The sequence below is a fragment of the Denitromonas ohlonensis genome (assembly GCF_007625205.1).
GTDB lineage: Bacteria > Pseudomonadota > Gammaproteobacteria > Burkholderiales > Rhodocyclaceae > Nitrogeniibacter > Nitrogeniibacter ohlonensis.
In genome coordinates, this window is sequence record NZ_VMNI01000001.1 from 118,763 (window position 1) to 145,288 (window position 26,526).

At 66.3% G+C, this 26,526-nt stretch carries 24 protein-coding genes and 1 pseudogene; 14 read left to right on the top strand and 11 right to left on the bottom strand.

Annotation, left to right across the window (positions count from 1 at the left end):
* Positions 1-6: 6 nt before the first annotated feature.
* The 4 genes from FHP89_RS00610 to FHP89_RS00625 all read right to left on the bottom strand — a co-directional run bounded on the left by FHP89_RS00610 (position 7) and on the right by FHP89_RS00625 (position 4,964).
* Positions 7-513 (bottom strand): NUDIX domain-containing protein, encoded by a 507-nt coding sequence (locus FHP89_RS00610; protein ID WP_144176523.1) that lies wholly within the window; start codon positions 511-513, stop codon positions 7-9.
* The gene (locus FHP89_RS00615) at positions 497-1,543 is read right to left on the bottom strand and encodes a threonine aldolase family protein (RefSeq protein WP_144176524.1); all 1,047 of its coding nucleotides are present in this window, start codon (positions 1,541-1,543) and stop codon (positions 497-499) included. The genes FHP89_RS00610 and FHP89_RS00615 overlap by 17 nt, the downstream gene beginning before the upstream one ends.
* A gap of 93 nt (positions 1,544-1,636) precedes the next feature.
* On the bottom strand, positions 1,637-4,267 hold the full coding sequence (gene alaS / locus FHP89_RS00620; protein WP_144176525.1) for an alanine--tRNA ligase: 2,631 nt from the start codon (positions 4,265-4,267) through the stop codon (positions 1,637-1,639).
* A gap of 220 nt (positions 4,268-4,487) precedes the next feature.
* On the bottom strand, positions 4,488-4,964 hold the full coding sequence (locus FHP89_RS00625) for a hypothetical protein (RefSeq protein WP_144176526.1): 477 nt from the start codon (positions 4,962-4,964) through the stop codon (positions 4,488-4,490).
* A gap of 167 nt (positions 4,965-5,131) precedes the next feature.
* Here FHP89_RS00625 and FHP89_RS00630 point away from each other — a divergent pair, with 167 nt between their 5' ends.
* The 4 genes from FHP89_RS00630 (at position 5,132) to FHP89_RS00645 (ending at position 8,112) form a co-directional block, all read left to right on the top strand.
* Positions 5,132-5,683: a cob(I)yrinic acid a,c-diamide adenosyltransferase gene (locus tag FHP89_RS00630; RefSeq protein WP_144176527.1), complete on the top strand. Its 552-nt coding sequence runs from the start codon at positions 5,132-5,134 to the stop codon at positions 5,681-5,683.
* A 172-nt stretch (positions 5,684-5,855) separates the two neighbouring features.
* Positions 5,856-6,419 (top strand): peptide-methionine (S)-S-oxide reductase MsrA, encoded by a 564-nt coding sequence (msrA, locus tag FHP89_RS00635; protein WP_144176528.1) that lies wholly within the window; start codon positions 5,856-5,858, stop codon positions 6,417-6,419.
* Between the two features lie 131 nt (positions 6,420-6,550).
* On the top strand, positions 6,551-6,985 hold the full coding sequence (locus FHP89_RS00640) for an Sbal_3080 family lipoprotein (RefSeq protein ID WP_186300270.1): 435 nt from the start codon (positions 6,551-6,553) through the stop codon (positions 6,983-6,985).
* Positions 6,986-7,068: 83 nt separating this feature from the next.
* Positions 7,069-8,112, top strand: a complete 1,044-nt coding sequence (locus FHP89_RS00645; RefSeq protein WP_144176530.1) for an RNA methyltransferase — start codon at positions 7,069-7,071, stop codon at positions 8,110-8,112.
* Here the strand turns inward: FHP89_RS00645 and FHP89_RS00650 are convergent.
* From FHP89_RS00650 to FHP89_RS00665, 4 genes are read right to left on the bottom strand one after another with little or no spacing between them, the layout of a single operon-like run.
* Positions 8,100-9,191 carry a lipocalin-like domain-containing protein gene (locus FHP89_RS00650; RefSeq protein WP_144176531.1) on the bottom strand — a complete coding sequence of 364 codons (1,092 nt, stop codon included), beginning with the start codon at positions 9,189-9,191 and terminating at the stop codon, positions 8,100-8,102. The genes FHP89_RS00645 and FHP89_RS00650 overlap by 13 nt on opposite strands.
* Positions 9,188-11,689, bottom strand: coding sequence for an ABC transporter permease (locus tag FHP89_RS00655; RefSeq protein WP_144176532.1), 2,502 nt, complete (start codon positions 11,687-11,689; stop codon positions 9,188-9,190). Before FHP89_RS00655 ends, FHP89_RS00650 begins: the two co-directional genes overlap by 4 nt.
* Complete coding sequence (locus FHP89_RS00660; protein WP_144176533.1) at positions 11,676-12,341, bottom strand: ABC transporter ATP-binding protein; 666 nt, start codon at positions 12,339-12,341, stop codon at positions 11,676-11,678. The genes FHP89_RS00655 and FHP89_RS00660 overlap by 14 nt, the downstream gene beginning before the upstream one ends.
* A gap of 7 nt (positions 12,342-12,348) precedes the next feature.
* Positions 12,349-13,515, bottom strand: coding sequence for a ChaN family lipoprotein (locus FHP89_RS00665; protein ID WP_186300271.1), 1,167 nt, complete (start codon positions 13,513-13,515; stop codon positions 12,349-12,351).
* A 124-nt stretch (positions 13,516-13,639) separates the two neighbouring features.
* On the opposite strand from FHP89_RS00665, the gene FHP89_RS00670 reads away from it, so the two are divergent.
* Positions 13,640-15,643, top strand: coding sequence for a M1 family metallopeptidase (locus tag FHP89_RS00670; RefSeq protein WP_144176535.1), 2,004 nt, complete (start codon positions 13,640-13,642; stop codon positions 15,641-15,643).
* A gap of 71 nt (positions 15,644-15,714) precedes the next feature.
* On the opposite strand, the gene FHP89_RS00675 is transcribed toward FHP89_RS00670, so the two are convergent.
* The 3 genes from FHP89_RS00675 to FHP89_RS00685 all read right to left on the bottom strand — a co-directional run bounded on the left by FHP89_RS00675 (position 15,715) and on the right by FHP89_RS00685 (position 18,155).
* Positions 15,715-16,239 carry a gamma carbonic anhydrase family protein gene (locus FHP89_RS00675; RefSeq protein ID WP_144176536.1) on the bottom strand — a complete coding sequence of 175 codons (525 nt, stop codon included), beginning with the start codon at positions 16,237-16,239 and terminating at the stop codon, positions 15,715-15,717.
* 15 nt (positions 16,240-16,254) lie between these two features.
* The gene (locus FHP89_RS00680) at positions 16,255-17,064 is read right to left on the bottom strand and encodes an SDR family NAD(P)-dependent oxidoreductase (RefSeq protein ID WP_144176537.1); all 810 of its coding nucleotides are present in this window, start codon (positions 17,062-17,064) and stop codon (positions 16,255-16,257) included.
* A gap of 182 nt (positions 17,065-17,246) precedes the next feature.
* The gene (locus FHP89_RS00685) at positions 17,247-18,155 is read right to left on the bottom strand and encodes a LysR family transcriptional regulator (RefSeq protein WP_144176538.1); all 909 of its coding nucleotides are present in this window, start codon (positions 18,153-18,155) and stop codon (positions 17,247-17,249) included.
* A 126-nt stretch (positions 18,156-18,281) separates the two neighbouring features.
* Between FHP89_RS00685 and FHP89_RS00690 the strand changes: the two genes are divergently transcribed.
* The 9 genes and pseudogenes from FHP89_RS00690 to FHP89_RS00730 all read left to right on the top strand — a co-directional run.
* On the top strand, positions 18,282-19,364 hold the full coding sequence (locus tag FHP89_RS00690; RefSeq protein ID WP_144176539.1) for a sigma-54-dependent Fis family transcriptional regulator: 1,083 nt from the start codon (positions 18,282-18,284) through the stop codon (positions 19,362-19,364).
* Between the two features lie 90 nt (positions 19,365-19,454).
* Positions 19,455-20,615: an acetyl-CoA acetyltransferase gene (locus FHP89_RS00695; RefSeq protein WP_144176540.1), complete on the top strand. Its 1,161-nt coding sequence runs from the start codon at positions 19,455-19,457 to the stop codon at positions 20,613-20,615.
* On the top strand, positions 20,612-22,204 hold the full coding sequence (locus tag FHP89_RS00700) for an acyl-CoA synthetase (protein WP_144176541.1): 1,593 nt from the start codon (positions 20,612-20,614) through the stop codon (positions 22,202-22,204). The genes FHP89_RS00695 and FHP89_RS00700 overlap by 4 nt, the downstream gene beginning before the upstream one ends.
* Positions 22,204-22,755, top strand: a complete 552-nt coding sequence (locus FHP89_RS00705) for a DUF296 domain-containing protein (RefSeq protein WP_144176542.1) — start codon at positions 22,204-22,206, stop codon at positions 22,753-22,755. Before FHP89_RS00700 ends, FHP89_RS00705 begins: the two co-directional genes overlap by 1 nt.
* A complete protein-coding gene (locus FHP89_RS00710) occupies positions 22,748-23,146 on the top strand; it encodes a PPC domain-containing DNA-binding protein (protein WP_222105285.1) in 399 nt (132 codons plus the stop codon). Before FHP89_RS00705 ends, FHP89_RS00710 begins: the two co-directional genes overlap by 8 nt.
* A gap of 140 nt (positions 23,147-23,286) precedes the next feature.
* A complete protein-coding gene (locus FHP89_RS00715; RefSeq protein ID WP_144176543.1) occupies positions 23,287-24,294 on the top strand; it encodes a TRAP transporter substrate-binding protein in 1,008 nt (335 codons plus the stop codon).
* A gap of 8 nt (positions 24,295-24,302) precedes the next feature.
* The gene (locus tag FHP89_RS00720) at positions 24,303-24,923 is read left to right on the top strand and encodes a TRAP transporter small permease (RefSeq protein WP_144176544.1); all 621 of its coding nucleotides are present in this window, start codon (positions 24,303-24,305) and stop codon (positions 24,921-24,923) included.
* A 9-nt stretch (positions 24,924-24,932) separates the two neighbouring features.
* Positions 24,933-26,204 (top strand): TRAP transporter large permease, encoded by a 1,272-nt coding sequence (locus FHP89_RS00725; RefSeq protein ID WP_144176545.1) that lies wholly within the window; start codon positions 24,933-24,935, stop codon positions 26,202-26,204.
* Between the two features lie 181 nt (positions 26,205-26,385).
* Positions 26,386-26,526: pseudogene (locus FHP89_RS00730) on the top strand (ketol-acid reductoisomerase); the annotation flags it as partial.

Sequence of the window (26,526 nt, forward strand, 5' to 3'; positions counted from 1 at the left end):
AGCGCGTCAGCGGCGCGCCGACACCCAGTCCATCACCGCCCAGCCGGTCCCACGCTCCCAACCCTTGAGCTTGTCCTGCGGAATCAGCTTCACCTCGGCGAGCTCTTCGTTGAGCGTGATTTCACCCGTCGCCTGCACGTGATAGACCAGCAGCACCTGGTTGGCGTCGGCAAAACCGTAGTTGCCAATCCAGTGCACCGCCTGCGTGTCGAGGCCGGTTTCTTCCTTTACCTCGCGGGCCACGGCAATCTCGGGCGCTTCCTCGCGTTCGAGAAAGCCGGTGACCAGGGCGAATTTGCCCTCCGGCCAGGCCGCATTGCGCGCCAGCAGCATCTGGCCGTCGCGGTCGAGGCACTCGATGAGCGCACAGACCACCGGCACCGGATTGCCCCAGGCGATGAAGCCGCAGTCGCTGCCGGGGCAGACGCGGCGCGGCAGATCGCCGAGATGGGCGTCGGCCAGGCCCGTGCCGCAGCGCGGGCAATAGCGCCAGTCGTCAGGATCGAATCGCATCGCCCGCTCCGGTGAGGTTGCGGATGTCAGCCAGGATGGCGTCGACGGTGGCCGGCAGCGTGTCCCAGCCGCACATGAAGCGCGCGCCGCCCGCGCCGATAAAGGTGTAGAAACGCCACCCCTTGGCACGCAGGCCGGCTTCCACCGGCGCGGGCAAACGGGCGAAAACACCGTTGGCCTCGGTCGGGAACAGCAATTCGATGCCGGCCGCCACCAGGCCGGCGCTCAGGCGCTGCGCCATGGCGTTGGCGTGGCGGGCGTGTTTGAGCCACACGTCGTCAGTCAGCATGCCCAGCCACGGCGCGGAGAGAAAGCGCATCTTGGAGGCCAGTTGACCAGCCTGCTTGCAGCGCCAGGCAAAGTCCTCGGACAGCTTGCGATCGAAGAACACCACCGCCTCGCCCACCGGCAGGCCCATCTTGGTGCCGCCAAAACACAGCACATCCACCCCGGCGCGCCAGGTGATGTCGGCCGGCGCCACACCCAGTGACGCCACGGCATTGGCGAAACGCGCGCCGTCCATGTGCACGCGCAAGCCGTGCTGGCGGGCGGTGTCGGCAATGGCGGCGATCTGGTCGGGCAGGTAGAGCGTGCCGACCTCGGTCGTCTGGGTGAGCGTCAGGCCGCGCGGTTTGGGAAAGTGCAGATCACTGCGCCGGGTCACCACCTCGGTGATCGCCTCGGGCGTGAGTCGCCCCTGCTCGCCGGCCGCGGTGAGCAGCTTGGCGCCGTTGGAGAAGAACTCCGGCGCGCCGCATTCATCGGTTTCCACATGCGCCAGCTGATGGCAGATCACGCTGTGATAGGACTGGCACAAGGTGGCCAGCGCCAGCGAATTGGCGGCCGTGCCGTTGAACACGAAATACACATCGCAATCGGTTTCAAAGATCTCGCGCAGGCGGTCGGAGACCTTGCGGGTGTAGTCGTCATCGCCATAGGCCGGGGCGTGCCCGGTGTTGGCTTCGAGCAGGGCGGCGGTGGCTTCGGGGCAGATGCCGGCGTAGTTGTCGCTGGCGAAGTGTTGTTGCATGGCTGTCTCCGTTTTTTATTCGCAATCTTATCGCTGAAATAGAAACGGGCCGGTTGTGCCGGCCCGTGGGTGTTACTGAGTACGCGCTTTTATTTACAAACGCTCACCCACCCACTCGGACACACGCATGAGCGCGCCGGGGAGGTTTTCGGGTTGGGTGCCGCCGGCCTGGGCCATGTCCGGACGGCCGCCGCCCTTGCCGCCGACCTGCTGGGCAACAAAGTTGACCAGCTCGCCGGCCTTGACCTTGCTGGTGAGGTCGGCGGTGACACCGGCGATCAGCGTGACCTTGCCGTCTTCGGCCGAGGCCAGCACGATGGCCGCCGAGCCGAGCTTGTCCTTGAGCTTGTCCATAGTCTCGCGCAGCGCTTTCACATCCGCGCCGTCGAGACTCACGGCCAGCACCTTCGCACCCTTGATGTCGACCGCCTTGCTGGCCAGATCGGCGCCGGCACTGGCAGCAAGTTTGGACTTGAGACGGGCCAGCTCTTTTTCGAGCGACTTCATGCCGTCCTGCAACTGGCTGATACGCTCAGGCAGTTCGGTGCTCGGCGCCCGCACGGCGGCGGCCGCGCCGTCGAGCAGCGCTTGCTGATCCTGCACCCAGGCCACAGCGTTTTCGCCGGTGACGGCTTCAACCCGGCGCACGCCCGCCGCCACGCCGCCTTCGGCGACGATCTTGAACAGACCGATATCGCCGGTGCGACCCACATGAGTGCCGCCGCACAGTTCTTTGGAGCTGCCGATGGTCAGCACGCGCACTTCGTCGCCGTACTTCTCACCGAAGAGCATCATCGCGCCGGACTTCTGCGCATCGTCGAGCGCCATCACCGAGGCGTCGGTGGCGGCGTTGGCGATAATCTCGCGGTTGACGCGACGCTCGACCTCGCGGATCTCGTCCGCGGTCATGGGTTGGTTGTGGGCGAAGTCAAAGCGCGTCTTGTCGGGGTCGACCAGCGAACCTTTTTGCTGCACATGGCTGCCGAGTACTTCGCGCAGCGCCTTGTGCATGATGTGCGTGGCCGAGTGGTTGCGCACGGTACGGCCACGGGCATTGATGTCGACCTGCGCGGCCACGATGTCGCCCACCGCCAGCTCGCCGTTGACGACCTCGCCGTGGTGACCGAACACATCGGCCTGAATCTTTTGCGTGTCTTCCACCTTGAACAAGGTGAGGCAGGCGCCGCCTTTGGACAGCTCGCCGCAGTCACCCACCTGACCGCCGGACTCGGCGTAGAACGGCGTGTTGTCGAGCACCACCACGCCGAGCTCACCCGGTAGCAGGCGCTCGACGGGCGCGCCATCGCGATACAACGCGGTGATGCGGCCCTCGTGCGAGAGCGTGTTGTAACCGTGAAACTGCGTCTTGACGCCGGTGTACTCCAACCCGGCCGCCATCTTGAACTTGCCGGCCGCGCGGGCCTGCGATTTCTGGCGATCCATGGCGGCGTCGAAGGCCTCGGCGTCGACCGTCACACTGCGCTCGCGGCAGACGTCGGCGGTGAGGTCGAGCGGGAAGCCGTAGGTGTCATGCAGCTTGAAGGCCGTTTCGCCGTCGAACACGTTGCCGCCCTTGCCCGCCATGGCGGCCAGCTCGGCATCGAGAATCGCCATGCCGTGCTCGATGGTCTCGAAGAAGCGCGACTCTTCCTGACGCAGCACCTCCATGATGCGCGCCTGATCGGCCACCAGTTGCGGATAGGCCTCGCCCATCTCGCGGGCCAGATCGGGCACCAGCTTGTAGAAGAAGGCAGCGCGGGCGCCCAGCTTGTAGCCGTGGCGGATGGCGCGGCGGATGATCCGGCGCAGCACATAGCCGCGGCCTTCGTTGCCCGGGATGATGCCGTCGGCAATCAGGAAGGCGCAGGCGCGGATGTGGTCGGCGATCACCTTCAGCGACGGGCTGTCCATGTCGGCCGCGGAGGTCTCGCGCGCCGCGGCGGCGATGAGAGTCACGAACAGGTCGATTTCGTAGTTGGCGTGCACGCCTTGCAGCACGGCGGCCACACGCTCCAGGCCCATGCCGGTATCCACCGAGGGCTTGGGCAGCGGATGCATCACGCCCTTGTCGTCGCGGTTGAACTGCATGAACACGACGTTCCAGATCTCGATGAAGCGGTCACCGTCTTCATCGGGCGATCCCGGCGGGCCGCCGGGGATCTCGGCGCCGTGATCGTAGAAGATTTCGGTACAGGGGCCACAGGGACCGGTGTCGCCCATCATCCAGAAGTTGTCGGAGGCGTATCGCGCGCCCTTGTTGTCGCCGATGCGGATGATGCGCTCGGTCGGCACGCCGACGTCCTTGGCCCAGATGTCGTAAGCCTCGTCGTCATCGGCATACACCGTGATCGTCAGCTTGTCGGCCGACAGGCCCAGTTTGACGGTGAGCAGCTCCCACGCGTACTGAATGGCATCGCGCTTGAAGTAGTCGCCAAAGCTGAAGTTACCCAGCATCTCGAAAAAGGTGTGGTGACGCGCGGTGTAGCCGACGTTTTCGAGGTCGTTGTGCTTGCCGCCAGCGCGCACGCATTTTTGCGAGGTGGTGGCGCGGGTGTAGGGGCGCTTGTCGAAACCGAGAAACACGTCCTTGAACTGGTTCATGCCCGCGTTGGTAAACAACAGCGTCGGGTCCTCGTGCGGCACCAGCGAACTGGAGGCGACGATCTCATGCCCTTTGGATTGGAAAAATTCGAGGAAGGTACGGCGGATCTGGGCGCTTTTCATGATGGCGTTTGGCGTCTGGCGGCAACACGGGCCGCGATCAAATCAAAGCGGGCATCTTAGCATGGCGCTTTGCACAAACGGGGCGGCCACCGGGCGCAAAAACTGCCTTCAAGGCGACGAATTTCAGGGCATACAAAACGCCCGCCAATAAACGGACATCGCCCCGCCGGACCGGTCGCACCGGCACCCTGGCGGGGCGATCCATCGAACACCGTTTGGGTTACGGCAGATTTAGCACGAAAGAGATGCTCGGCTCCCGGTCCACATAGACCCGGCGAACCACCGGCGCGTGTTGCACCACCGGGCGATAGCCGTAGTAACCATAGGCCGGCGCATTGCGATGGCCGCGATGCCAGCCACGGTCGTTATGGTCGCGGCGGCTCACCTGGCGGTCATGCCGCTCACGGTAAATGTGGCGGTCCTGACGGGCGACTTCCTTGTGGATGCGCGCCCGCTCGTTGCGACTCACATGCCCGTCGGCCCGAGCCCGATCCTGCATGCGATCAATGCGGTTCTGCCCGCGATCGAGTCGGCGCGCTTCGGGGCGGGTCAAATCGCCCGAGCGCACGCCGCGGTCAATACGATGCTGCTGGCGATCCTGGCGAGCATCCACCCGATCACCGCCGCGCTCTGCCATGGCCGGCACCGACAGCGTGCAGGCCGCAATGATGGCGCCAAGCGTAATGAGTGTCTTCATGATCAAACTCCTGTTCAGTGTGTGTGAGTGGGGCCCACACCGGCAATAACGCCGACCCACCGCGAACGGAAGACAAACCGGTTGTAAGCATTGGTAAGCGCTCGCCATGCAACCTGCCGCCACCACCGCTACAATCGGGCAACATCAATCAACCACAAGACACCGCCATGGGACACCGCCTCTCCAAGATCTACACCCGCACCGGCGACGCCGGCACCACCGGCCTCGGCGACGGCAATCGCGTCTCCAAGAACAGCCTGCGCATCCACTCGCTGGGTGAAATCGACGAACTCAACGCCTGCGTCGGCCTGCTGCTCACCGAGACCCTGCCCGACGACGTACGCGCCCTGCTCACCGACGTGCAGCACGACCTCTTCGATCTGGGCGGCGAAGTGTGCATCCCCGGCATGAGCATGATCTCCACCAAACAGGTCGACAAACTCGAAGCCGCGCTCGACGCCTGGAACGAAGACCTCTCCCCGCTCAAAGACTTCATCCTCCCCGGCGGATCCCGCGCCGCCAGCCAGGCCCACCTGTGCCGCACCGTCTGCCGCCGCGCCGAACGCATGCTGGTCGGTCTGGCGCAGGAAGAAGCCGTCAACGACGGCCCTCGTCAATACCTCAACCGACTGTCAGACCTGATGTTCGTGCTCGGGCGCCATCTGAACAAGGTGGACGGGCATGGGGATGTGCTGTGGCAGAAAGGGAAGAACGCCTGAGGGGCGTGAGAATTGAGGCGTAGCTTGGGTTGAGCGCAGCGAATCCCAACACATATCGTCTCCGAACCATCCGTTGCCGTTGGGCCTCGCGTTGCTCAACCCAAGCTACGCAGACTGCGCAAACAGGAGCGCCATGAAGCACTCGCCCCGCACCTCACGGCTAGTCACAGGCATGGCACTGCTCCTCGCCAGCCTTGGCGCGCCCGCCGACGCGGCTTCCGACGCCGTGGCCACCTTTGCCGGCGGCTGCTTCTGGTCGCTGGAGGCCGCCTTCGACAAGCTCCCCGGCGTGCTGGAAACCACCACCGGCTACACCGGCGGCCACGACGACGCGCCCACCTACGAGCGCGTCACCACCGGCAAAACCGGCCACCGCGAAGCTGTGCAAGTGCGCTACGACCCCGACCGGCTCGACTACGAAACCTTGCTCGTCGCCTACTGGCACAGCATCAACCCCATCGACCGCCAGGGCCAGTTCTGCGATGTGGGGCCCTCCTACACCACCGCGATCTACGCTCACACGCCCCGCCAGCGACGCCTCGCCGAAGAGTCCCGCACGGTGCTCGCGCAGCTCAAGTTCCGCCGCGAACTGGCCACTGAAATCCAGGATGCCGCGCGCTTCTACCCCGCCGAGGCGGTGCACCAGGATTTCGCCCGACAACGCCCCGAGGCCTACGCTCGCTATCGCCGACAGTGCGGTACCGATGCCACGCTGTCGGTGATCTGGGGGCGGTAGTACGGGCGATCTCTCGTCGAACAAACCGCGACCGACCACGCTTTATTGGTATCCAATACGGCTACAAGAATTTATAGTGTGCGGCCATCTCTGCGAGCGACATGTCAATCGCTCAACACTCGAGGGTCTTCATGCTTGCTCGCACCACCACTACGCTTATTGCCGCCGCCGTGCTTTCAGGTTGCGCCATCCATCAAAAAGTCACGCCGGTCGAAAAGTTCGATAGCAACGAAGTCTGCATTATCGAAAACTCGGCCGTGAAAGCGACTTTTCTTGACGCCTATCGCAATGCCCTCACCGCTAAAAACTATGTCGTGAGAAAGCTGCCGGCAGCGTCTTCTTTCAACGACTGCGCGATCACCTCGACCTACACGGCAAACTGGCGCTGGGATCTCGCGCTCTATATGGCATATGCCGAAATCAAGGTTTACAAGCACGCCAAACCCGCTGGCGAAGCCACCTACGACTCGCTTCGCGGGGGCGCCAATATGGGCAAATTCATCGATGCCGAAGCAAAAATCGCCGAACTGGTGAACGCGCTTTTCCCGGGACAGGCCGCGCAGTAAGTCAGCCACCGCGCACGGGTCCCGTCAACGACGGGCAGGCAGATTACAATCCTCCCTGATTCTCTTCTGCCAGCAGCCGCCCCATGCATATCGACACCCTCCGTCAGCAGTTCCGCGACCTCGGCGCCAAGCCCTGCCATGAGGCGCGTCTGTTGCGCGCCTGGGCGCAACGGCTGCCGCTCGATGGCGGGCCGCGGCCGGCGGAGCATTTCTTGCCGCTGGCGGTGCGCAATGCGCTGCCGTCGATCACCCCGGTGCTCGACGGGCTGGCCACGCTGAAGTCTGAACACCCCGGCGAAGACGGCGCCTCGCGCTTGCTGGTGGAACTGGCCGACGGGCAAACGGTGGAGAGCGTGCTGCTGCCGCGCGGCGGGCTGTGCGTATCGACCCAGCTCGGTTGTGCGGTCGGTTGCGTGTTCTGCATGACCGGTCGCGACGGTTTGATCCGCCAGCTCGGCAGCGCCGAAATCGTTGCGCAGGTGGTGCTGGCGCGGCGCATGCGGGCGGTGAAGAAAGTGGTGTTCATGGGCATGGGCGAGCCGGCGCACAACCTTGAGAACGTGCTCGAAGCCATCGACCTGCTCGGCTCCGAAGGCGCCATCGGCCACAAGAACCTGGTGTTTTCCACGGTGGGCGATCCGCGGGTGTTCGACGCCTTGCCGCGCCAGCGCATCAAGCCGGCGCTGGCGCTGTCGCTGCACACCGCCGACGCCGCGCTGCGCGAAAAGCTGCTGCCGCGCGCCCCGCGCATGACACCGGAAGAACTGGTCGAAGCCGGCGAGATCTACGCCCGTGCCACCGACTACCCCATCCAGTATCAATGGACGCTGATTGACGGTGTGAACGACAGCCCGGCCGAAATGGAAGGCATCGTGCGCCTGCTCAAGGGCAAGTTCGCGCTGATGAACCTGATCCCCTACAACGCCATCGACGGCCTCGACTTCCGCCGCCCCAGCTGGGAGAAGGCCGCCGAGCACGCCCGCTTCCTGCACCGCGCCGGCATCCTCACCAAGCTGCGCCATTCCGCGGGGCAAGAGGTCGATGGCGGCTGCGGTCAGTTGCGGGCGCGGCAGATTACCGTGGTGCGCCGACCACGCATCGCCGCAGCAAGCGATCAGGGGCGGTAGCCAGTCATCTCCAGAAAGCCGACGCCACTCGCCCCCTCGTCCACCAGCACCACACCCTCCCAGTAGGGAAAGCGCCCGCCCATCCACTGGTCGTCGATGAGCGCGCGCACCGTCCATTCGCGCTTCAATCCGGGCAGACTCACCCGCCAGGTCAACGGCAAATCTCGGGTGGCCTCGGGGTTGGCCGCGGTCGGGGTGCGCACACGGCGGGTATCGAGTACGGTCAGCTCAATCTCGTCGGCGCCCAGCGTGCGCGCTGTGCCGTCCGGGGCGACCCAGCTGCCGCTGAGCCAATGCTGGCCATCATCGTGGCGCAGGCGATACACCATCAGCGCATGCCCGTCTGCCAGATGCAGCGAGAACCAGTCCCAGCCCTGCTGGTTGTCGGCCAGCGGCTGCGAGCTCCATTCGCGGTCGAGCCAGCCGGTGCCGGTCAGCGCCGTCGCTTGGCCATCGACCACCACCGATCCACTCACCGAAATATGCGGCTGGCTGTAGTAATAGCTCGCCTGCCCCTGCGCCGATTTCTGGCTGTAGCCGCCCTTGCCTTGCAGCACCGGCGGCGTGTCGCTGGCCAGACGCATGTCGATCACCACCTCGCCCACCGTGAAGCGCAGCCGCCCCGGCAGCATGTCAGGGCCTTCGCTGATCAGCGACCAGTCGTCCAGCCAGGCGGCAAAGGCCCCGTTCTCAAGCCGCACATCGGCCTGCCCGATGCCACCTCGGGCAAAGCGCTGCTCATGGCGGTGGCCGTCGGGCGTGGTGATGGCGGCGTGGGCCATCCAGATCTGGTTGCTGTCCCACCCGTCGGTTTTGGTCGCCGGGCTCGTGGCCTGGCGGAACAGCGTCCATTGCAGGCCCCAGTCGCGCCCCTTGGCGTCCTTGAGATTGGCGGTGAGATACCACCATTCGATGCGGTAGTCCGGGTGCGGCAGATGATCGGCCGGGAAGCTGAAGGCGCGGCCAGGCACCACCGTGGCATAGCCCTCGCCGGTGCTGCGCAACACCTGGTAGGGGTCGCCCTGCGCGGCCGCCGGGCCGATCAGCAAGGCGAGCGCCAGCAGGAAAATGGCTTTCATTGCGCGCTCCCCAGTTGCGCCATGGCCTGCGGCAGTTTGCGCGTGAGCTGGCTGAGCACGATTATCAGCACCAGCACGACAATGCCGGCGCTGAGCAGGCCGAGCTTGAGCGCCGGCTGCGGTGACCACAGCATGGGCATGCTCCAACCGAAGGACATCACGTTGAGCTCGTGAATCAGCAGCCACGACAGCAGCGCGCCTAGCGGGATCGCGGCCAGCCAGGTGAGCGTCACGAACAGCGCGAGCGGCACCGCGATCACCCGCAGCAACTCGCGCCGGGTCACGCCCAGCGCGCGCCACTGCGCGAACTCGGGCAGGCGCTCGTGCAGGATCGCGAGCAGCGCGGTGAGCAGCGCGGCGCCGGCCACCAGCAAGGTGAGCGTGTTCATGGCGGCGGTCATGGCAAAGGTGCGATCGAAGATCTTCATCGACAGCCGCTTGATGTCGCCCTGCGCGAACCACTCGCCGGGCTGGGCGCCGGCGGCCACCAGCGCGGTCTCGGCGGTTTCGCCACTCACGCCGGGTTTGAGCCACAGGGCGAGCCCGGTCGAGTGCACATCGCGCCAGCGGCGGGCCACTTCCTCGCGCGGCAGGTAAAACTGAAAATACGGATTGCCATAGTCATGAAAGAAGCCGGCCACGGTGTAGTCGGTGGCGCCGCCATCGGTGGGCAGCGTCACCGTCTGGCCGAGGCGCAGGCCGCCGAGGTAGTGCGCTTGCTCGTTGGCGAGAATCCGCCGGTCACCGCCCGACCAGCGCGCCAGCGCGTCCGGCTCGGCCTGCGCCAGCGGTAAGGCGCGGGTGTCCGGCGTGGCGGTGTCGAGGCCATACACCTTGGTCGGCCGGCCCTGCCAGCGGATCGTCACGCCGGTGCGCGCGTGCGCAGTAGCCAACCAGTCGGCATTGCCCGGGTCGGCCACAAAGCGGCGTGTGTCGAGCTGCGCGCTGTTCACATACATGTCGGCGCCAATGCGCTGGTCCAGCCAGCCGGCCAGCGCGGTGCGAAAGCTGCCGACCAGGGTTTCGACGCCGAGGTTGGCGGTCAGCGCCAGCAGCAGCGCCATCATCGCCGTGCGCAGTGCCGGCAGTTGTGCCCAGCCATCGCTGACAATCCAGCGCTGCACCAGCGGCGCGCCCGCCAGGGCGCGGCCGAGCAGGCGATGGGCGCTGGCCAGCGCCTGCGGCAAGGCCCAGGCCGCGGCGAACAACACCAGACCGAGCAGCACGAAGCCTTCGATCACCGTGCCCATCTGCCAATACACGCCGGCCGCCGCCAGCGCCAGCGCACCAGCGCCGACCAGCAGCACCCGCCGCGCCCGCGCCTCGGCCATCACGCCCGCCGACGCACTGCCACCGGGCAAGACCGGACCGCGCAATTGCAACAGCAGCGGCCAGGCCAGCGCAAAGGCGAGGCCGACCAGCGTCATTCCCCAGGCGATGGCGATGGTCACCGGGTCGAGCAGCAGATCGGCCCCGACCACCGCGCCGTACAAGTTCTGCAAGCTGGCGCTGACGCTGGGCAACAGCGCATGACTGATCCCCCAGCCCGCCAGCAAACCGAACGCGCTGCCAAGCACGCTCCACACCAGTGTCTCGGCCACAATCGCCAATGCCAGCGCACGCACGCTGACGCCCACCAGACGCAGCGTGCGCAAGGTCGGGCGGCGATACCACAGCGAAAACCGCACGGCGTTGAAGACGATGAACAGGCCAACCGCGAAGGACAGCAGGCTCATCGCGGTGAGCTGGGTGTGCAGGCTGGCGGTGAGCTGGGTGAGGTCGAGGCGCTGCTGGTTGGCGTCGAGCATGAGATCGGCGGGCAAGGCCGCAGCGAGGCGCGCGACCTCGTCGGGCAACACCGGCCCGACCGCCAGCGCGGTAAAGCGGTCGCGGCCGAGCAGCGAGAGCGCGGCGCCCACATCCATGAAAATCTGCCGGCCTTGCTGTTCGCGCGCGGCGATCACCGCCGGCGGCAACCGTCGGCCATCGTGCAGCCTCAGTTGCTCGCCCTCGGCGATACCCAGCTCACTCGCCACCGCCGCCGGAACCCATGCCTGATAGGGCGGCTGAACAAACGCCAGCCAATCGAGGCTGGCATTGTCGAAGGCGTCGCCGCCCTCGCCCGCCATGCCGGTCGGCAGCGCCAGCAGGTCGGTGGCGATGATCGCCAGCGGCGCGTTGTCGGCGGTCGACACCCGCGCCTGCACCACCGGAAACACCTGGCGAAAACCGGCGCGGCGCAGCGCGATGTAGTCGGCTTGTGCCACGCCGGCGCCGCTGCGACTGCGAATCCAGTGACTGGCCTGCGCGCCAAGCACGAAGTCGGCCTCGGCATAGCTGGCCCGCGCATGGCTGTTGATGATCTGCACCGCCGACCACAGCGCCACGCCCGCCACCAGCCCGGCGAGCAGAAACACCGCCTGCCAGGGGTGGCGCCAGTAGTGACTGAGCAGCGCGCGAATGACGCCGCCGAGCCGCTCCGGTTCAGCCCGGTTCATGGTGCAGGCGGCCCTCACGCAGCCACAGCCGGCGGTCGAGATAGTCGGCCATGTCGCGGCTATGGGTGACCATCAGCAAGGCGCTGCCGGCGGCTTTAACGAGATCGCGAAACAGCGCCATCACCGCACCACTGCTGCGCTCGTCGAGGTTGCCGGTGGGCTCGTCGGCGAGCACCAGCGCGGGCCGATGCAGCAAGGCACGGGCAATCGCCACGCGCTGTTGCTGGCCACCGGAGAGCTGGTGGGGATATTTGTCGAGCTGGGTGGCCAGGCCGAGACGGTCGATCAACTCGGCTTCGAAGGCCGCATCAAGCCGGCCACACAGCGCCGCCTGAAAGCGGATATTGTCGGCCACGCTGAGCGTGCCGATCAGGTGAAACTGCTGAAACACCAGGCTGACCGTGCCACGGCGCAGCGCCGCCAGCGCGCGATCATCCATCGCCGCCAGCGTCTGCCCGCCCACCTGAATGATGCCGGCGTCCGGCGTATCGAGCCCGGCCGCCAGATGCAGCAAGGTGCTCTTGCCACTGCCGCTCTCGCCGAGCAGCGCCACCGCCTCACCGGCAGCGATGGCCAGATCCACCCCGGCCAGCACGGTCACCTCGCCTTCAGGCTGGGCGTAGCGTTTGACGACCCCGCTGAAACTCAGCATGCGTGCCTCATTGCGGCAGGTGTGGAGGCGACTCGCCACCGAGCATGACCATCACGGTCGACTCCTTCTCGCTGCCCAGCCAGTTTCGGTGACGGTAGCGCACATCGATCTTGTCGCCTGGTTTCTTGTCGAGCAAATGCATTTTGACGGCAGCAAAACCTGAAACCGGCTTCCCGTCGATGGCCAGCAAAATGTCATCCTTGGCAATGCCGGCCATGCCCAGGCCGCTTTCCTCGGTCAGGGCACCCACGCGCACACCGTCTTTAGCGTTCTCCAGATACGCGCCGAGCAGGCCCGCCGGTGGCAGTTCACGCGGCGCCGACAGCACGAAGAAGTCGGCAATGCCGGGCTCGGCCGTGTGCTCACCGGCGACCAGCACCGTGCTCACCCGCTTGCCGGTGCGCCGCTCCAGCCGGGCCGGGATGCCGTCGCGGTGCGCGATGTGGCCGCTGCCCGCAAAGATGACCATGCGCCGCCCCGGGTTCGCCGCCAGATGCGCGGCGGCGGTGGCGGCCATGGTCTCGTCCCAGGTCAGCATCACCTCCAGAAAGTTTTCGAATCGGGCGCCTTCCATGGGGTGCATGTTGAAGGCCTTGCGCACCCGTGCATCGTAGATCGCGTTGCCACGGGCGTAGTCGGCCGGCAAGCTCGCGCGGGCCTCGGGCGTGAGCGCCGCCAGGCCGCCCTCGCCGATCTTGCGGGTCAGCTCGACCGGCGCATTCAGCGCGACGATGGGGATGCGGTTGGCGCGGGCGAACTCGATCACCGGCCGATACAAGCGATAATCAAAGCGCCAGCGGTCGAAATAGCCGGTGCGCTCGAGCATCTCGGCTTCGGTAGTGCGCCCGGCGAGGTAGTCATCCAGATGCGTCTGGAAAGGCGTCTGAAACCACTCCACACCAATCGCGATGTTGGGCGTGCGCGCATGCAGGAACCTCAGCGTCTCAAGCTGGACCAAGTGATGGTCGTAGCGCGTATGCGTCTCGCCCACGAAGACGGTGGCATCATCGGGCAGCGCCGCCAGGGTTTCCTGCAGGCTCAGCGCGGCGTTCAGATTCAGCACCGGCGGGTTGAACGGGGCGTCAGCATCCGCGGCCATCACACCGGGCACGACAAACACGGCGAGCGCGAATGCGGCGCGGCGAATCATCGGGAGAAAACCAGCTTTGATCATCGTGCGTTTCCATCCTTGGCAGCGGCCGTGGCAGGCAGTGCTCAGCGGCTGCATGATTGTATTCGGTCTGTTCCTAACACCCGCATGGGCAGACGGCGCCATCCATCACGACTTGAGCGTTCGCTTGTTGCCTGACGCCGGCCAGATCGAGGTCGTCGATGTGCTCACACCCCCCGCAGGCAGCGCCGCCTCGCTCGACTTCAGCCTGGCGGCCAGCTTCACGCCGCTTGCCGAGGGCGCGAGCATCGAGCGGTTGGACGACGATTCGCGCGCACGGTTCCGCCACTATCGCCTGACACCGAAGACCGGCGGGCGTGCGCTTACCTTACGCTATTCCGGACGCATCGATCCCGGCCCGGCCCACGCCGAACACGGCATGCCGCGCGCCGCCCTCGACGCCGACGGCGTCTTCCTCGACGGCGCCAGCGGCTGGTACCCGCGCTTTGGCGAGCAGCCAATGCGCTTTTCGCTCGCTGTCGAGGCGCCCGCCGGCTGGTCGGTCATCAGCCAGGGGCGACGCGACAGCGCGACGCACTGGACCGCCACCGCGCCGCAAGACGACATCTACCTGCTCGCCGGCCCCTATCGGCGCCATGCCGCGGCGCACGGCGCGGTCGAACTTGAAGTCTATCTGCGCAACGACGACGCGGCACTGGCCGGTCGCTACCTTGGCGTGATGGGCCAATACCTCGACCTCTACAGCACGCTGATCGGCGACTACCCCTACCCGAAATTCGCGGTGGTCGAAAACCGCTGGCCGACCGGCTACGGCATGCCGTCCTTCACCCTGCTTGGCGCACAAGTCATGCGCCTGCCGTTCATCCTGTATTCGTCGCTGCCGCACGAGATCCTGCACAACTGGTGGGGCAACGGCGTGTGGGTCGATGCGCGCGACGGCAACTGGTCCGAAGGGCTCACCGCCTATCTGGCCGACCACCTGATCCAGGAAGCCCGCGGCCAGGGCGCCGAATACCGCCGCAAGCAGCTCGAACGCTACGCCGCCTTCGCCACCGAAGGGCGCGACATGCCGCTGCGCGACTTCGTCAGCCGCCACAGCGAGGCCAGCCAGGCGGTCGGCTACGGCAAGGCGCTGATGCTCTTTCACATGCTGCGCCGGCAGATGGGCGACCCCGCCTTCGTCTCCGCGCTGCGCACGCTGTGGCAGCAGCACCGCTTCACCACGGCCAGCTTCGACACCGTGCGCCGGGTCTTCACCACCACCGCCTCGGCCGGCACGCTGGCCGAGCGGTGGTTTGACCAGCCCGGCGCGCCGGCCATCAAGATCACGCAGTTACGCGTCAGCGCCGGCCCGAACGGCCATCACGTGCTGCACCTGATACTGCGCCAGACCCAGCCCGGCCCGGCCTACCCGCTGCGCGTGCCGGTGGCGGTGCAGGTAGCCGGCTCGGCGACGGTGCATCGGTTTGAGCTGGTGTTCACCGGTCGCGAGGCGCGGCTACGGCAGAGCTTTGCTACGGCACCGACGCGCGTCGACGTCGATCCGGACTACGACATTTTTCGCCTGCTCGATCCCGCCGAGCGCCCCGCCTCGCTCGCCCGCCTGTTCGGTGCCCGCACACAATGGCTGGTTCTGCCCTCGGCCGCCTCCGCCGACGTCCGCGCAGCCTGGCAGCGCCTTGCCGGCGGCTGGGCGCAGCGCTTCGACAACATCAAGGTGGTGCGCGACGACACGCTCGACGCCCTGCCGGCCGATGGCGCCATCTGGCTGCTCGGCTGGGACAACCGCTGGCGCAAGACCACTGCGGCACGCCTTGATGGCGCCGGCCAGTCCATCACCGGCGACGACGTACGCATCGCCGATCAGACCTACCCCCGCAGCGAACATACCGCCGTGTTGCTCGACACCGACACCGCCCGCGCACCGCTGGGCTGGATCGGCGCCGACACCCCGGCCGACATCGCCACGCTGGCGCGCAAGCTGCCCCACTACGGCAGCGCGGGGCGGCTGATGTTTGCACGCGGCAGCGGCACCAATGTGCGTCAGGATGCGCTGCTGGTCAGCCGCTCGCCGCTACGTCGCGTCCTCGGCACCATCGACCCCGGCCCGCCGCCAGCGCACGGCAGCATGCTGATCGACGTCACCGGAATGCGGCTGGATGCCGACTGAAGCCGGCGGCGGCCAACCAAAGAAAAACGCCCCGTCAGTCCGTGACGGGGCGCCCACCGGCTCTGCCGGGTTCAGCCGACGCGCTTGACCAGGCGCTTGAAGCGCTCGGCGCGCTCAACATAGTCGTGCGCGTTGGCCACGAAATTGGCCGCGTCGGCTTCGTCGATCTGACGCACCACCCGCGCTGGCGTGCCGACGATCAGCGAGTTGTCGGGAAACACCTTGCCCTCGGTCACCACCGTGCCTGCGCCGACCAGACAGTTGCGGCCGATCACCGCGCCGTTGAGGATCACCGCCTGGATGCCGATCAGCGCGCCATCACCGATGGTGCAGCCGTGCAGCATGGCCTGGTGTCCGATGGTGACATCGGCGCCGACCGTGAGCGGGAAGCCCGGGTCGTTATGCAGCACCGCGCCTTCCTGCACATTGCTGCCGGCGCCAATCTCGATCGGCTCGTTGTCGCCGCGCAGCGCCGCCTGGTCCCAGACACTGGCATTCGGCCCGAGCCGGACCTGGCCGATGACGGTGGCCGAATCGGCCACATAGGCCGACGCGTCGATATCGGGCGCACGCCCGTCGTAGCTGTAGATCGCCATAGTGTCCGCCTCCGCTCAGGAATGGGCCGCGACCGCCAGCGGCGTCGCGGCGAACAGGTCACGCACCAGCAGGCCGCTAGCGAGGAAGCCGCCGTCGACCGCCAGCGTTTCGCCGGTGATGAAGCCCGAGTTCTCCGACGCCAGGAAGGCGATCGCATGCGCGATGTCGGCCACCGCGCCGTAGCGGCGCATCGGCATCATGTCGCGGTAGATGTCGGTCGAACTGCCGCCGTGCATCTGCTTGACCATCGGCGTCTCGATTGGCCCCGGCGCCACCGCATTCACGGTCACGCCCCATTCGGCGGCCTCGACGGCGAACTGGCGCGTCAGGGCTAGCAGCGCCGCTTTCGAGGTGCCGTAGCCGAGCCGGCCGGTGCCAGCGCGCACGCCGCTGATCGACGCCACGTTGACCACGCGCCCCCAGCCCCGGGCTTTCATGCCGCGCAGCACGTGCTGGATGATCAGCATCGGTGCGGTCACATTCACCGCCATCGTCAGCTGCCAGTGCGACAGCGGATAGTCGAGCACCGGGATGGTGGCGGCAATGCCAGCGTTGTTGATCACGATGTCCGGCATGCCGATCTCGGCGTCGATCCGGTTCAGCATGCGCTGCACCGCGGCGCTGTCAGCCAGATCGGCGACAAAGGTCTGCGCACGGCCGCCGGCCGCTTCGATGCTGTGTGCCGCTTCGCGCGCGGCGTCCGCCTCGCGGTCGACGATGCAGACCATTGCTCCGTCCTGCAAGGCCAGCCGTTCCGCGACACTGCGGCCGATGCCGCTCGCTGCACCGGTGATCAGGGCAATTCGGGATGAATGTTGGGGCATGGGAATAACCTCTTGAAATGGGTTGATCGGACTTCGACGTTCCCATTACGCAAGGCCCATGCCATTCATTTCCAAGAGATGCGTATCCCTTCCCGCACAAGGGATTGCACCGGAGCAGGGCCTATCTGCCAGCAGCCCGAGAGACGCTGCACCTGCCCCCCTCGTGATACACCTGCAGCGGCTCACGCATCGCCTGTATCGCTCGCCAATGGCTTCAGCCCCTCGGGCAGATAACGCAGGAAGGCCCCCACCACCAAAGAGGTGTCGTCGGTGCGCCAGGCCGCCCCGGATTCGACAAGAGAGGATTCACCGGCCAGCGGCCGATACACCACACCCTCACGCCGCAGGCTCTGGAAACAGATCGGCAGCAAGGCCACACCGATCCCCGCGGACACCAGACTGATGATGGTCGGCATCAGACGCGCGGTGAATATCTTGGGGCTGAAACCGTGGCGCATGCACAAGGCCACCATGCTGTCGAACATCAGCGGCCCCGCCTGGCGCTCGAACACCAGGAACTTGTCCGACGCCAGCATCTCCAGCGGCACCCGTGCCAGGCGGGCAGCCGGATGATCCTCGGGCAGCGCCAGGATCAACGGTTCGCGCCCGATGGGCAGATAGCTCAGGCCCGGCACCTTGACCGGCATGGTGAACATGAATCCGATGTCGTAGGTGCCGCGCTCGAGACCGACCAGGATCTGGTCTGAGGTGGTCTCCATCAGGCCGAGCTGCACATCGGGGAAGTCCAGCGTGAAGCGGCGCAGGATATCCGGCAAAAAGGAGAAGGTCGGCAGCGTGGTGGTGCCCAGCGAAATGGAGCCGACGCGCCCCAGTGACACCTTGCGCGCATTCTCGCGCAGCACCTGCAGCCTATTGAGCACGGCGCGCGCATCGTTGAGCACCGCCGAACCACCATCGGTCAGTTCGATCCGCCGTGACGTGCGTTCGAACAAGCGCAAGCCGAGCTCTTCCTCGAGCTCCTTGATGGCGATGCTCACCGGCGGTTGCGAGAGATTGAGCCGCTCGGCCGCCCGGCCGAAATGCAGCTCTTCGGCGACCGCGACAAAGACTCTGAGGTGACGTATATCCATTTAAATCTCGAATCAATCGATACAAAATCAAAACTTCCTGAAATGTATCTGCAAACCTAGACTGGCGCCACTCACTGCACAGCGCGATGCGGCCCACAAGGCCACCGCGAAGAAGGAAGCCAGGATATGCGCTACACCGCCACACCATTCAAGGGCTGGACACACGGCAAGCACGTGAAACGCGATACCGCTTACCCACTGCCGGCAGACTCCGACCTCGAACACGCCGCCTTCGCCCCGCTCGCCCTCGGCGACACCACCATTGCCACCGTCGTCCATCGCCTGCAGCGGGCCGCCAAGTCCAATCTGCCCATTCTGCTGCATGGCGAAACCGGCACCGGCAAGGAGCTGTTCGCCCGCGCCATCCATGCGGCCAGCGCGCGCTGCAACGGGCCTTTCGTGGCGCTCAACTGTGCATCGATCCCCGAGGGTCTGATCGAGAGCGAACTGTTCGGCCACCGCGCTGGCGCCTTCACCGGTGCCAGCACCCGCGGCGCCCGCGGCCTGATCCAGCAGGCCAACGGCGGTACGTTGTTCCTCGACGAGATCGGCGACATGCCGCTGGCAATGCAGTCACGCCTGCTGCGGGTGCTGGCCGAGAAGGAAGTCACGCCAGTCGGCGCCGACACGCCGATCAAGACCGACTTCCGCATCATCAGCGCCACCCACCGCGATCTGCAGGAACGTGCCGCGCGCCATGCGTTCCGCGAGGACCTGCTATTCCGCCTGCACGGGCTCGCCGTCACCCTGCCGCCACTGCGCACCCGAACCGATATCGGCGAGCTGGCACGCCGCCTGCTCGCCGCGGAGCAAACGGTGATCGGCCGGCGGCTGACGCTCGAACCCTGTGCCAATCGGCTGATTGCCCGCCTGCGCTGGCCCGGCAATGTCCGCCAACTCAGACAGGTGTTGACCACGGCCGCCTGGCTGAGTGACGCGCCCGGCATCCGCGCCATCGACATCGAGACGGCGCTGGAGAGCGGCATCACCGACATGATGGCGGGCCCCGCCAACGCAGGGCACGACGCCCCCCGGCACACGGTGGGCAACGCCGCCCCCGAGGACGCGCGCAGCCTACTGCTGCTCAGCCTGCGGCGCAACCGGTGGAACGTCTCTTCCACCGCGCGCGAATTCAACACCGCGCGAACCACCATCTACCGCCGCATGGCGCGTTTCGGCATCGTTCAGCCCAACCTGCTCGACAGCTAAAGGCAGCATCTCGCAACACCACTGCCGACCGGGCAGCTTGGTCTGCGCGCGCTACCCATTCCCTACTCCACCACCCTATCGGAGTCACTGATGCATCCTTCCTACATCATCGGCTGGGGTCACACCCCGTTCGGCAAACACGACAACCTCGACGTCGAGCAGATGCTCCGCGACGCGGTCGAACCAGCTCTGGCTGCCGCCGGCCTCGCGCCGGAGGACATCGACGGCATCTTCGTCGGCCACTTCAACGGCGGCTTCCTGCGCCAGGACTTCAGCGCCGCGCTGGTCGCGCAGGCGATGCCCGCCTTCCGCCACACACCCGCGGTGCGCATGGAGAACGCCTGCGCCACCGGTTCGGCTGCAATCTGGGCGGCGCTCGATGCGCTCGGCGCCGGCCGCATGAAACGTGTGCTGGTAGTCGGCTTCGAGAAGATGAACACGCTGCCCGGCCCGCAGATCGGCGAGACGCTGCTCAAATGCTCCTACGTCAAGGAAGAAGGCGACACCCCGGGTGGCTTCGCCGGCGTGTTCGGCCAGATCGCCAGCGGCTACTTCGACCGATTCGGTGACCAGTCCGACGCGCTGGCCGCCATCTCGGCCAAGAACCACAGCAATGGCATGCGCAACCCGTATGCCCACATGCGGCGCGACCTCGGCTTCGATTTCTGCCGCACGCCGTCGGACAAGAACCCCTTCGTCGCCGGCCCGTTGAAGCGCTCCGACTGCTCGCTGGTGTCGGATGGCGCGGCCGCGCTGGTGCTGTCACGCGAGCAGATCGCCGGCGTCAACAGCGTGCGCTGGGTGTCGCGTACCCAGGTGAATGAATTCCTGCCACTGAGCCGCCGCGACCCGACGCGCTTCGAAGGCGCGGCGCTCACCTGGCAGCGCGGCCTCGACGCCGCGCAGCTGTCGCTCGATGCGCTGCAGTTCGTCGAGACCCACGACTGCTTCACCATCGCCGAGCTCCTCGAATATGAAGCCATGGGCCTGGCACCGCACGGCCAGGGTGCACAGGTCATTCTGGAGGGCGTCACCACGCGGGGCGGCACGCTGCCGGTTAATCCTTCGGGCGGGCTCAAGTCGCGCGGCCATCCGATCGGCGCTACTGGCGTTTCGCAGCATGTGATGGCCGCCATGCAACTCACCGGCCAGGCCGGCGACATGCAGATCGCCAACGCCCGTCGCGGCGCCGTGTTCAATATGGGCGGCGCGGCCGTTGCCAACTACCTGAGCATTCTGGAGGCCGTATGAACGCCGCCCAGGTCATGAATGTCGGCACGCTGCTCGCCCAGAGCGCCCGCCTCTACCCCGACCACCTGGCGCTGATCCAGGGCGATCAGTGCTGGACCTGGGCCGAGATCGACACACGGGTCGACGCCATGGTCGCCGCACTGCGCCGGCTGGGCCTCCAGCCCGGCGAGCGCATCCTGGTGCAATCGCGCAACACCCTGCAGCTGTTCGAGAGCTGCTGGGTCGCCTTTCGCCTCGGTTGCGTGTGGGTGCCGACCAACTTCCGCATGACGGCACCGGAGATCGCCTACCTCGGCGCGTCCAGCGGGGCGAGCGCGATGATCGTCGAAGACGCCTTCGCCGACTGCACCGATGCCGTGCACGACGCGGCCCAGGCGCTGCGCCATGTGATCACCATCGGCACGCCACGTCCCGGCGAGTACGGCTACGAAGCGCTGGTGCGCGAGCATCTCGGCCAGCGGCCGGCACCGGCCACCGTCGACTACGACACCCCGCTGTGGTTCTTCTACACCTCGGGCACCACCGGCAAGCCGAAGGCCGGGGTGCTGACCCACGGCCAGCTGAGCTTCGTGATCACCAACCACCTGGCCGACCTGATCCCCGGCACCACTGAGCGCGACTGTTCCATCGCCGTGGCGCCGCTGTCGCACGGCGCCGGCATCCACGCGCTGCTCAACGTCGCCCGCGGCGCGGCGACGGTGCTGCTGCCGTCGGAAAAGCTCGACCCCGAGGTGTTCTGGCAACTCGTCGAACGCCATCGCGTCTCCAACCTGTTCACGGTGCCCACCATCGTCAAGATGCTGGTCGAACACCCCGCGGTCGACCAGTACGACCACAGCACGCTGCGCTACATGATCTACGCCGGCGCACCGATGTACCGCGCCGACCAGAAGCTCGCCCTGCAGAAGCTCGGCAAGGTGCTGGTCCAGTACTTCGGCCTCGGCGAGGTAACCGGCTGCATCACCGTACTGCCACCGCACATGCACTCGGCCGATGACGACGATCCGGACGCCAACATCGGCTCCTGCGGGCGCCCGCGCACCGGCATGGAAGTGGCGATCCTCGGCCCGGATCTCGAACCGCTGCCGGTCGGCGAGGTGGGCGAGATCTGCTGCCGCGGCCCGGCCGTGTTCGCCGGCTACCACGGCAATGCAGAGGCGACCGAGAAGGCACTCAATGGAGGCTGGTTCCACACCGGCGACCTGGGCCGTATCGATGCGCGCGGCATGCTGTTCATCACCGGCCGCGAATCCGACATGTACATCTCGGGCGGATCGAACGTGTACCCCCGCGAGGTCGAGGAAGTGCTGCTGACTCACCCCGGCGTGCTCGAGGTGGCAGTGCTCGGCGTACCGGACGACAAATGGGGTGAGAGCGGCGTGGCCGTCGTGGTGCGCCGCCCGGACGCGTTGGCGGTGGACGAAGCCGGTCTGCTGGCCCATCTCGACGGCCGCTGCGCACGCTACCGCTGGCCGAGGCACGTGTTCTTCTGGGAAGCACTACCCAAGTCGGGCTACGGCAAGATCACCAAGAAGGATGTGCGCGCACAGCTCTATGCGCGCGGCGATCTGGTGGAGAAGGTGCTGTGATGCGCCAGCCACTCAGCCGTCCGTCACGGCCACGCACCCTGGTGCATCCGGGCGCCTTCAATCCGGTGCGCATCCACAGCCGCCACGCCGACCATGGCGCGCACTACCGCCTCCTGCTGCAACCCGGCCTCAGCCTGTACGACGCGCTGATCGGGCCGCTGGCTGCGGCCGGCGTGAAGAGCGCCTCGACGACAATTCTCGGTGGCTTCTTCGACACCTTGTCGTACTGCTGTGCGGCGCCGGACGGCAGTGGCCAGGCCGTGGCTGCTTACTCCGCGCCAATCCCGGCGGGGCGCAGCTACCTGGTGTTCGGCAACGCCACGCTGGGCAAGAACCAGCACGGCAAACCGATCGTGCACTGCCACGCCAGCATCCGCACCGAAGACGGCCAGACACGCGGCGGCCACATCCTGTGCGACATGAGCATCGTCGGCCCGACGCCGATCCCGGTGCTGGTGACGGCGCTGCACGGCTTCGAACTGCGGGTCAGTCACGACCCGGAAACCAACATTCCGCTACTCCAACCCCACGAGGAACACCCCGATGAGTAACGCCATTGCCACGGTCGTCGAGAACGGCCGCATGGGTCGCGTCGCCTACGCCCGCATCGCCCCCAACGAGGATCTGGTGACCGGCGTCGAGAAACTCTGCCTTGCCGAGGGTTTCCGCAACGCCTTCGTGCGCGGCGCACTGGGCAGTCTGGTAGACGGTTGCCTCGGCACGCTCGACGGCCAGTGCGTCGAGATCAAGGGGCCGGCAATCGAAGTCGTGAGTCTGGCCGGCGAGGTGCGCTCGACCGCCGACGGATCGCTCAGCGCAGCGCTCACCGGCGTAGTGGCCGACACGCAGGGCAATGTTTACGGCGGCCCCTTCATCGCCGGCGCCAACCCGATCTGCATGACCTTCGAGGTCACGCTCGAAGAATGGCTGCCAGAGGGCTGAGCGCCTGACAGCGCGCAAACACGGAATTTTGATGCTTCACCCCTGGCCCGGGGCGCGCAACACCGCTTGACGGCGATCCGGCCAATGAAGTACCCGGCGGGGCCTCGATGCTCCGTTTCTTAAAACACAAGGAGACAAACATGACCTTCACACGACGCACCCTGATCAGCGCCCTCGGCGCCACCGCACTCAGCCTGGCCCTGGGCACCGCCCACGCCGCCGACTTCACGCTGAAGTACGCCAACAACCTGCCGGTCACCCACCCGATGAACGTGCGGGCCATGGAGATGGCCAAGGCCATCAACGAGGAGTCCAAGGGCCGTATCGAGTTCCAGGTCTATCCGAACAACCAGCTCGGCAACGACACCGACATGCTGTCGCAGGTCCGCTCCGGCGCGATCGACTACTTCACCTTGTCGCCGCTGATCCTCGGCAACCTGGTGCCCTCGGCGCAGATCAGCGGTGTCGGCTTCGCCTTCAAGGACTACGACCAGGTGTGGGCCGCGATGGACGGAGATCTCGGGGCACATGTGCGTCAGGAGATCGCCGCCAAGTCGACGCTGTTCGCCTTCGAGAAGATCTGGGACAACGGCTACCGCCAGATGACCTCCAGCACCCGTGCGGTCAACACCCCGGACGACCTCAAGGGCATGAAGCTGCGCATCCCGCCGAGTCCGTTCTGGGTATCGATGTTCAAGGCCTTCGAGGCAGCGCCGGCGACCATCAACTTTGCCGAGGTGTATTCCGCGCTGCAGACCAAGGTGGTCGACGGCCAGGAAAACCCGCTCGCCATCATCGCCACCGCCAAGCTCGACGAAGTACAGAAATACTGTTCGATCACCAACCACATGTGGGACGGCTTCTGGTTCCTCGGCAACAAGGCGAAGTTCGAGCGCATGCCGGCCGACCTGCAGGAAATCGTCCGCCGCAACGTCAACCTGGCAGCCACCCGGCAGCGTGAAGACGTGCGCCAGCTCAACGACACCCTGCGCGCCGAGCTGGCCGCCAAGGGCATGGTCATCAACACCGCCGACGCCGAGCCCTTCCGCGCCAAGCTGCGCGAGGCGGGCTTCTACGCCGAATGGCACAAAAAGTTCGGCGACGTGGCCTGGACCCTGCTCGAGCAATACACCGGTAAGTTGAACTGATCGCCCCGATGCACGACAAGGACATGGAAATGGACAGCACCAAGTCACTATTCCCTGCCCGGCCCGGAGTCCTGACCCCGGGCGTCGCCACCGCCGCGACCGCGCAATTGCGGTCCGGCGCGCTGCGACGGGCATTGATCCGCCTCGACGATTTAGTCGGCACACTGGAGGACTGGTTTCTGAGCGCGGCGCACGCAGTGATTGCCTGCATCGTCTTTCTCGGGGTGATCGTCCGCTACGTCTGGAACGACCCGCTGACCTGGGATCAGGAGCTGATCGTGATCCTGTTCACCTGGCTGATGTTCATCGGCGGTGCCGCCGCCATCCGCCACCGCATGCACATCCGCATCGACCTCGTTGGTGGCCTGTTCATGCGCCCGGGCTTTCGCTTCATGGCCTGGATTGGTGTGATCCTGGGCTTTTCCGCGGTTGGCACCCTGCTGTGGTCAGCCTCGATCAACTTCACCGACGTGCTCGGCGCGCAGACGCCAATGCTCCAACTATCACAAGGCACGCTCGATGGCGCGCTGCCGGTCGGTCTTGTGCTGTTGCTGCTGCACATGACCCGTATCCTGGTCGAATCCGGCCCCGCCGCCGTGTTTGCCGGTGAGCTTGAGCATCTTGAGTAGGTAACCGACATGATCTTCCTCTCCCTGAGCTTTGCCGCGCTGCTACTGCTCGGCATGCCGATCTTCATCGCGATGGCCGGGGCGGCGATTGCCGTCATCGCCACCGGCGATTTCTCCCTCGGTATCGTCGCGCAGCGTATCAGCGCCGGCGTGCAATCCTTCCCGCTGCTGGCGGTGCTGCTATTTACCCTGGCCGGCGCGCTGATGAACGAATCAGGCATCAGCGACCGCCTGTTCGCCCTGACCCGCGCCTTCGTCGGCCACATCCGCGGCGGCCTCGCCCAGTCGGTCGTCATCAGCAATGTATTTCTCGCCGGCATCTCCGGCTCATCGGTAGCCGACTGCGCCGCCTCATCGCGCATCTTCGTGCCGCAGCTGACCAAGGCTGGCTGCGGCCAGGGATTCGCCGCGGCGTTGTGCGCATCCTCGTCGTCGCTGGGGCCGATCATTCCGCCATCGATCCTGATGGTGATCTACGCCTGGCAAGCCAACACGTCACTCGGCGACCTGTTCTGGGCCGGCGTGATCCCCGGCCTGCTGATCGCCAGCAGCTTGATGGTGGTGGTGGCCCTGGTCGCGGCCCGACGCAATTTCCCCAAGGATGGCGGCCTGTCGCGCGCGCGCCTTTGGGTGGCGTTCAAGGATGCGTTCTGGGCGCTGATGATGCCGGTGCTGATCCTCGGCGGCTTCCGCGCCGGCTTGTTCACGGCGACAGAAATTGCCGGTGTCGCCGCCGCCTACGCCTTCATCATCGGGGTTTTCGTCTACCGCAGCCTGTCATTCAGGATGCTGCCCAAGGTGTTGCGCACCACCGCCATGGAGACGGCGGTAATCCTCGCCATCGTGGCCGCTGCCTCGCCGTTCAGCTGGATCCTCGCTGTCGAGCAAGCGCCCCAGCTGCTGGTCGAGACGATCAAGCAGGTCACTGCCAGTCCCTGGGCCCTGTTGCTGATGCTGAACCTCGCCCTATTGCTGCTCGGCATGATCATGGAGTCGATCGCCATCATGATCATCCTGGTGCCGATCCTGTTGCCCGTACTGGCGACCTTCGGCATCGACCTGACCCACTTCGGCATTGTGCTGCTGATCAATCTGGTCATTGGCCAGCTGACACCGCCGGTCGGCGTGCTGCTGTTCGTCGCCGGGTCGGTGTCGCGCACCAAGGTGTCAGACATCGTCCGCGAAATGCGGCCGTTCTACGTCGCACTGATCGCGGCACTGGCGCTGGTGACTTATGTGCCAGCACTATCGCTGTGGCTACCCGGACTGCTCCACGGCTGATGCCCGTTCGAACCCGAAAACCACCGCACACCCGCCCCTGCCGGCACGCCACAAGCGTGACCGGCGGGGGACCGAGCACGGCCCGCTCGCCCGAACCCCGGGGCGCAGCGCAACGCCGCTTCCTTGAAAGCATCGACGCTCCGCCACACGTGCGCAGCGCAAACCATTTACCAGGATTGATATGAAAGTTTATTACGACAAGGACGCCGACCTCTCCCTGATCAAGGGCAAGAAGGTCACCATCGTCGGCTACGGCTCCCAGGGCCACGCCCACGCCCAGAACCTGAACGACTCCGGCGTCAAGGTCACCGTCGCCCTGCGC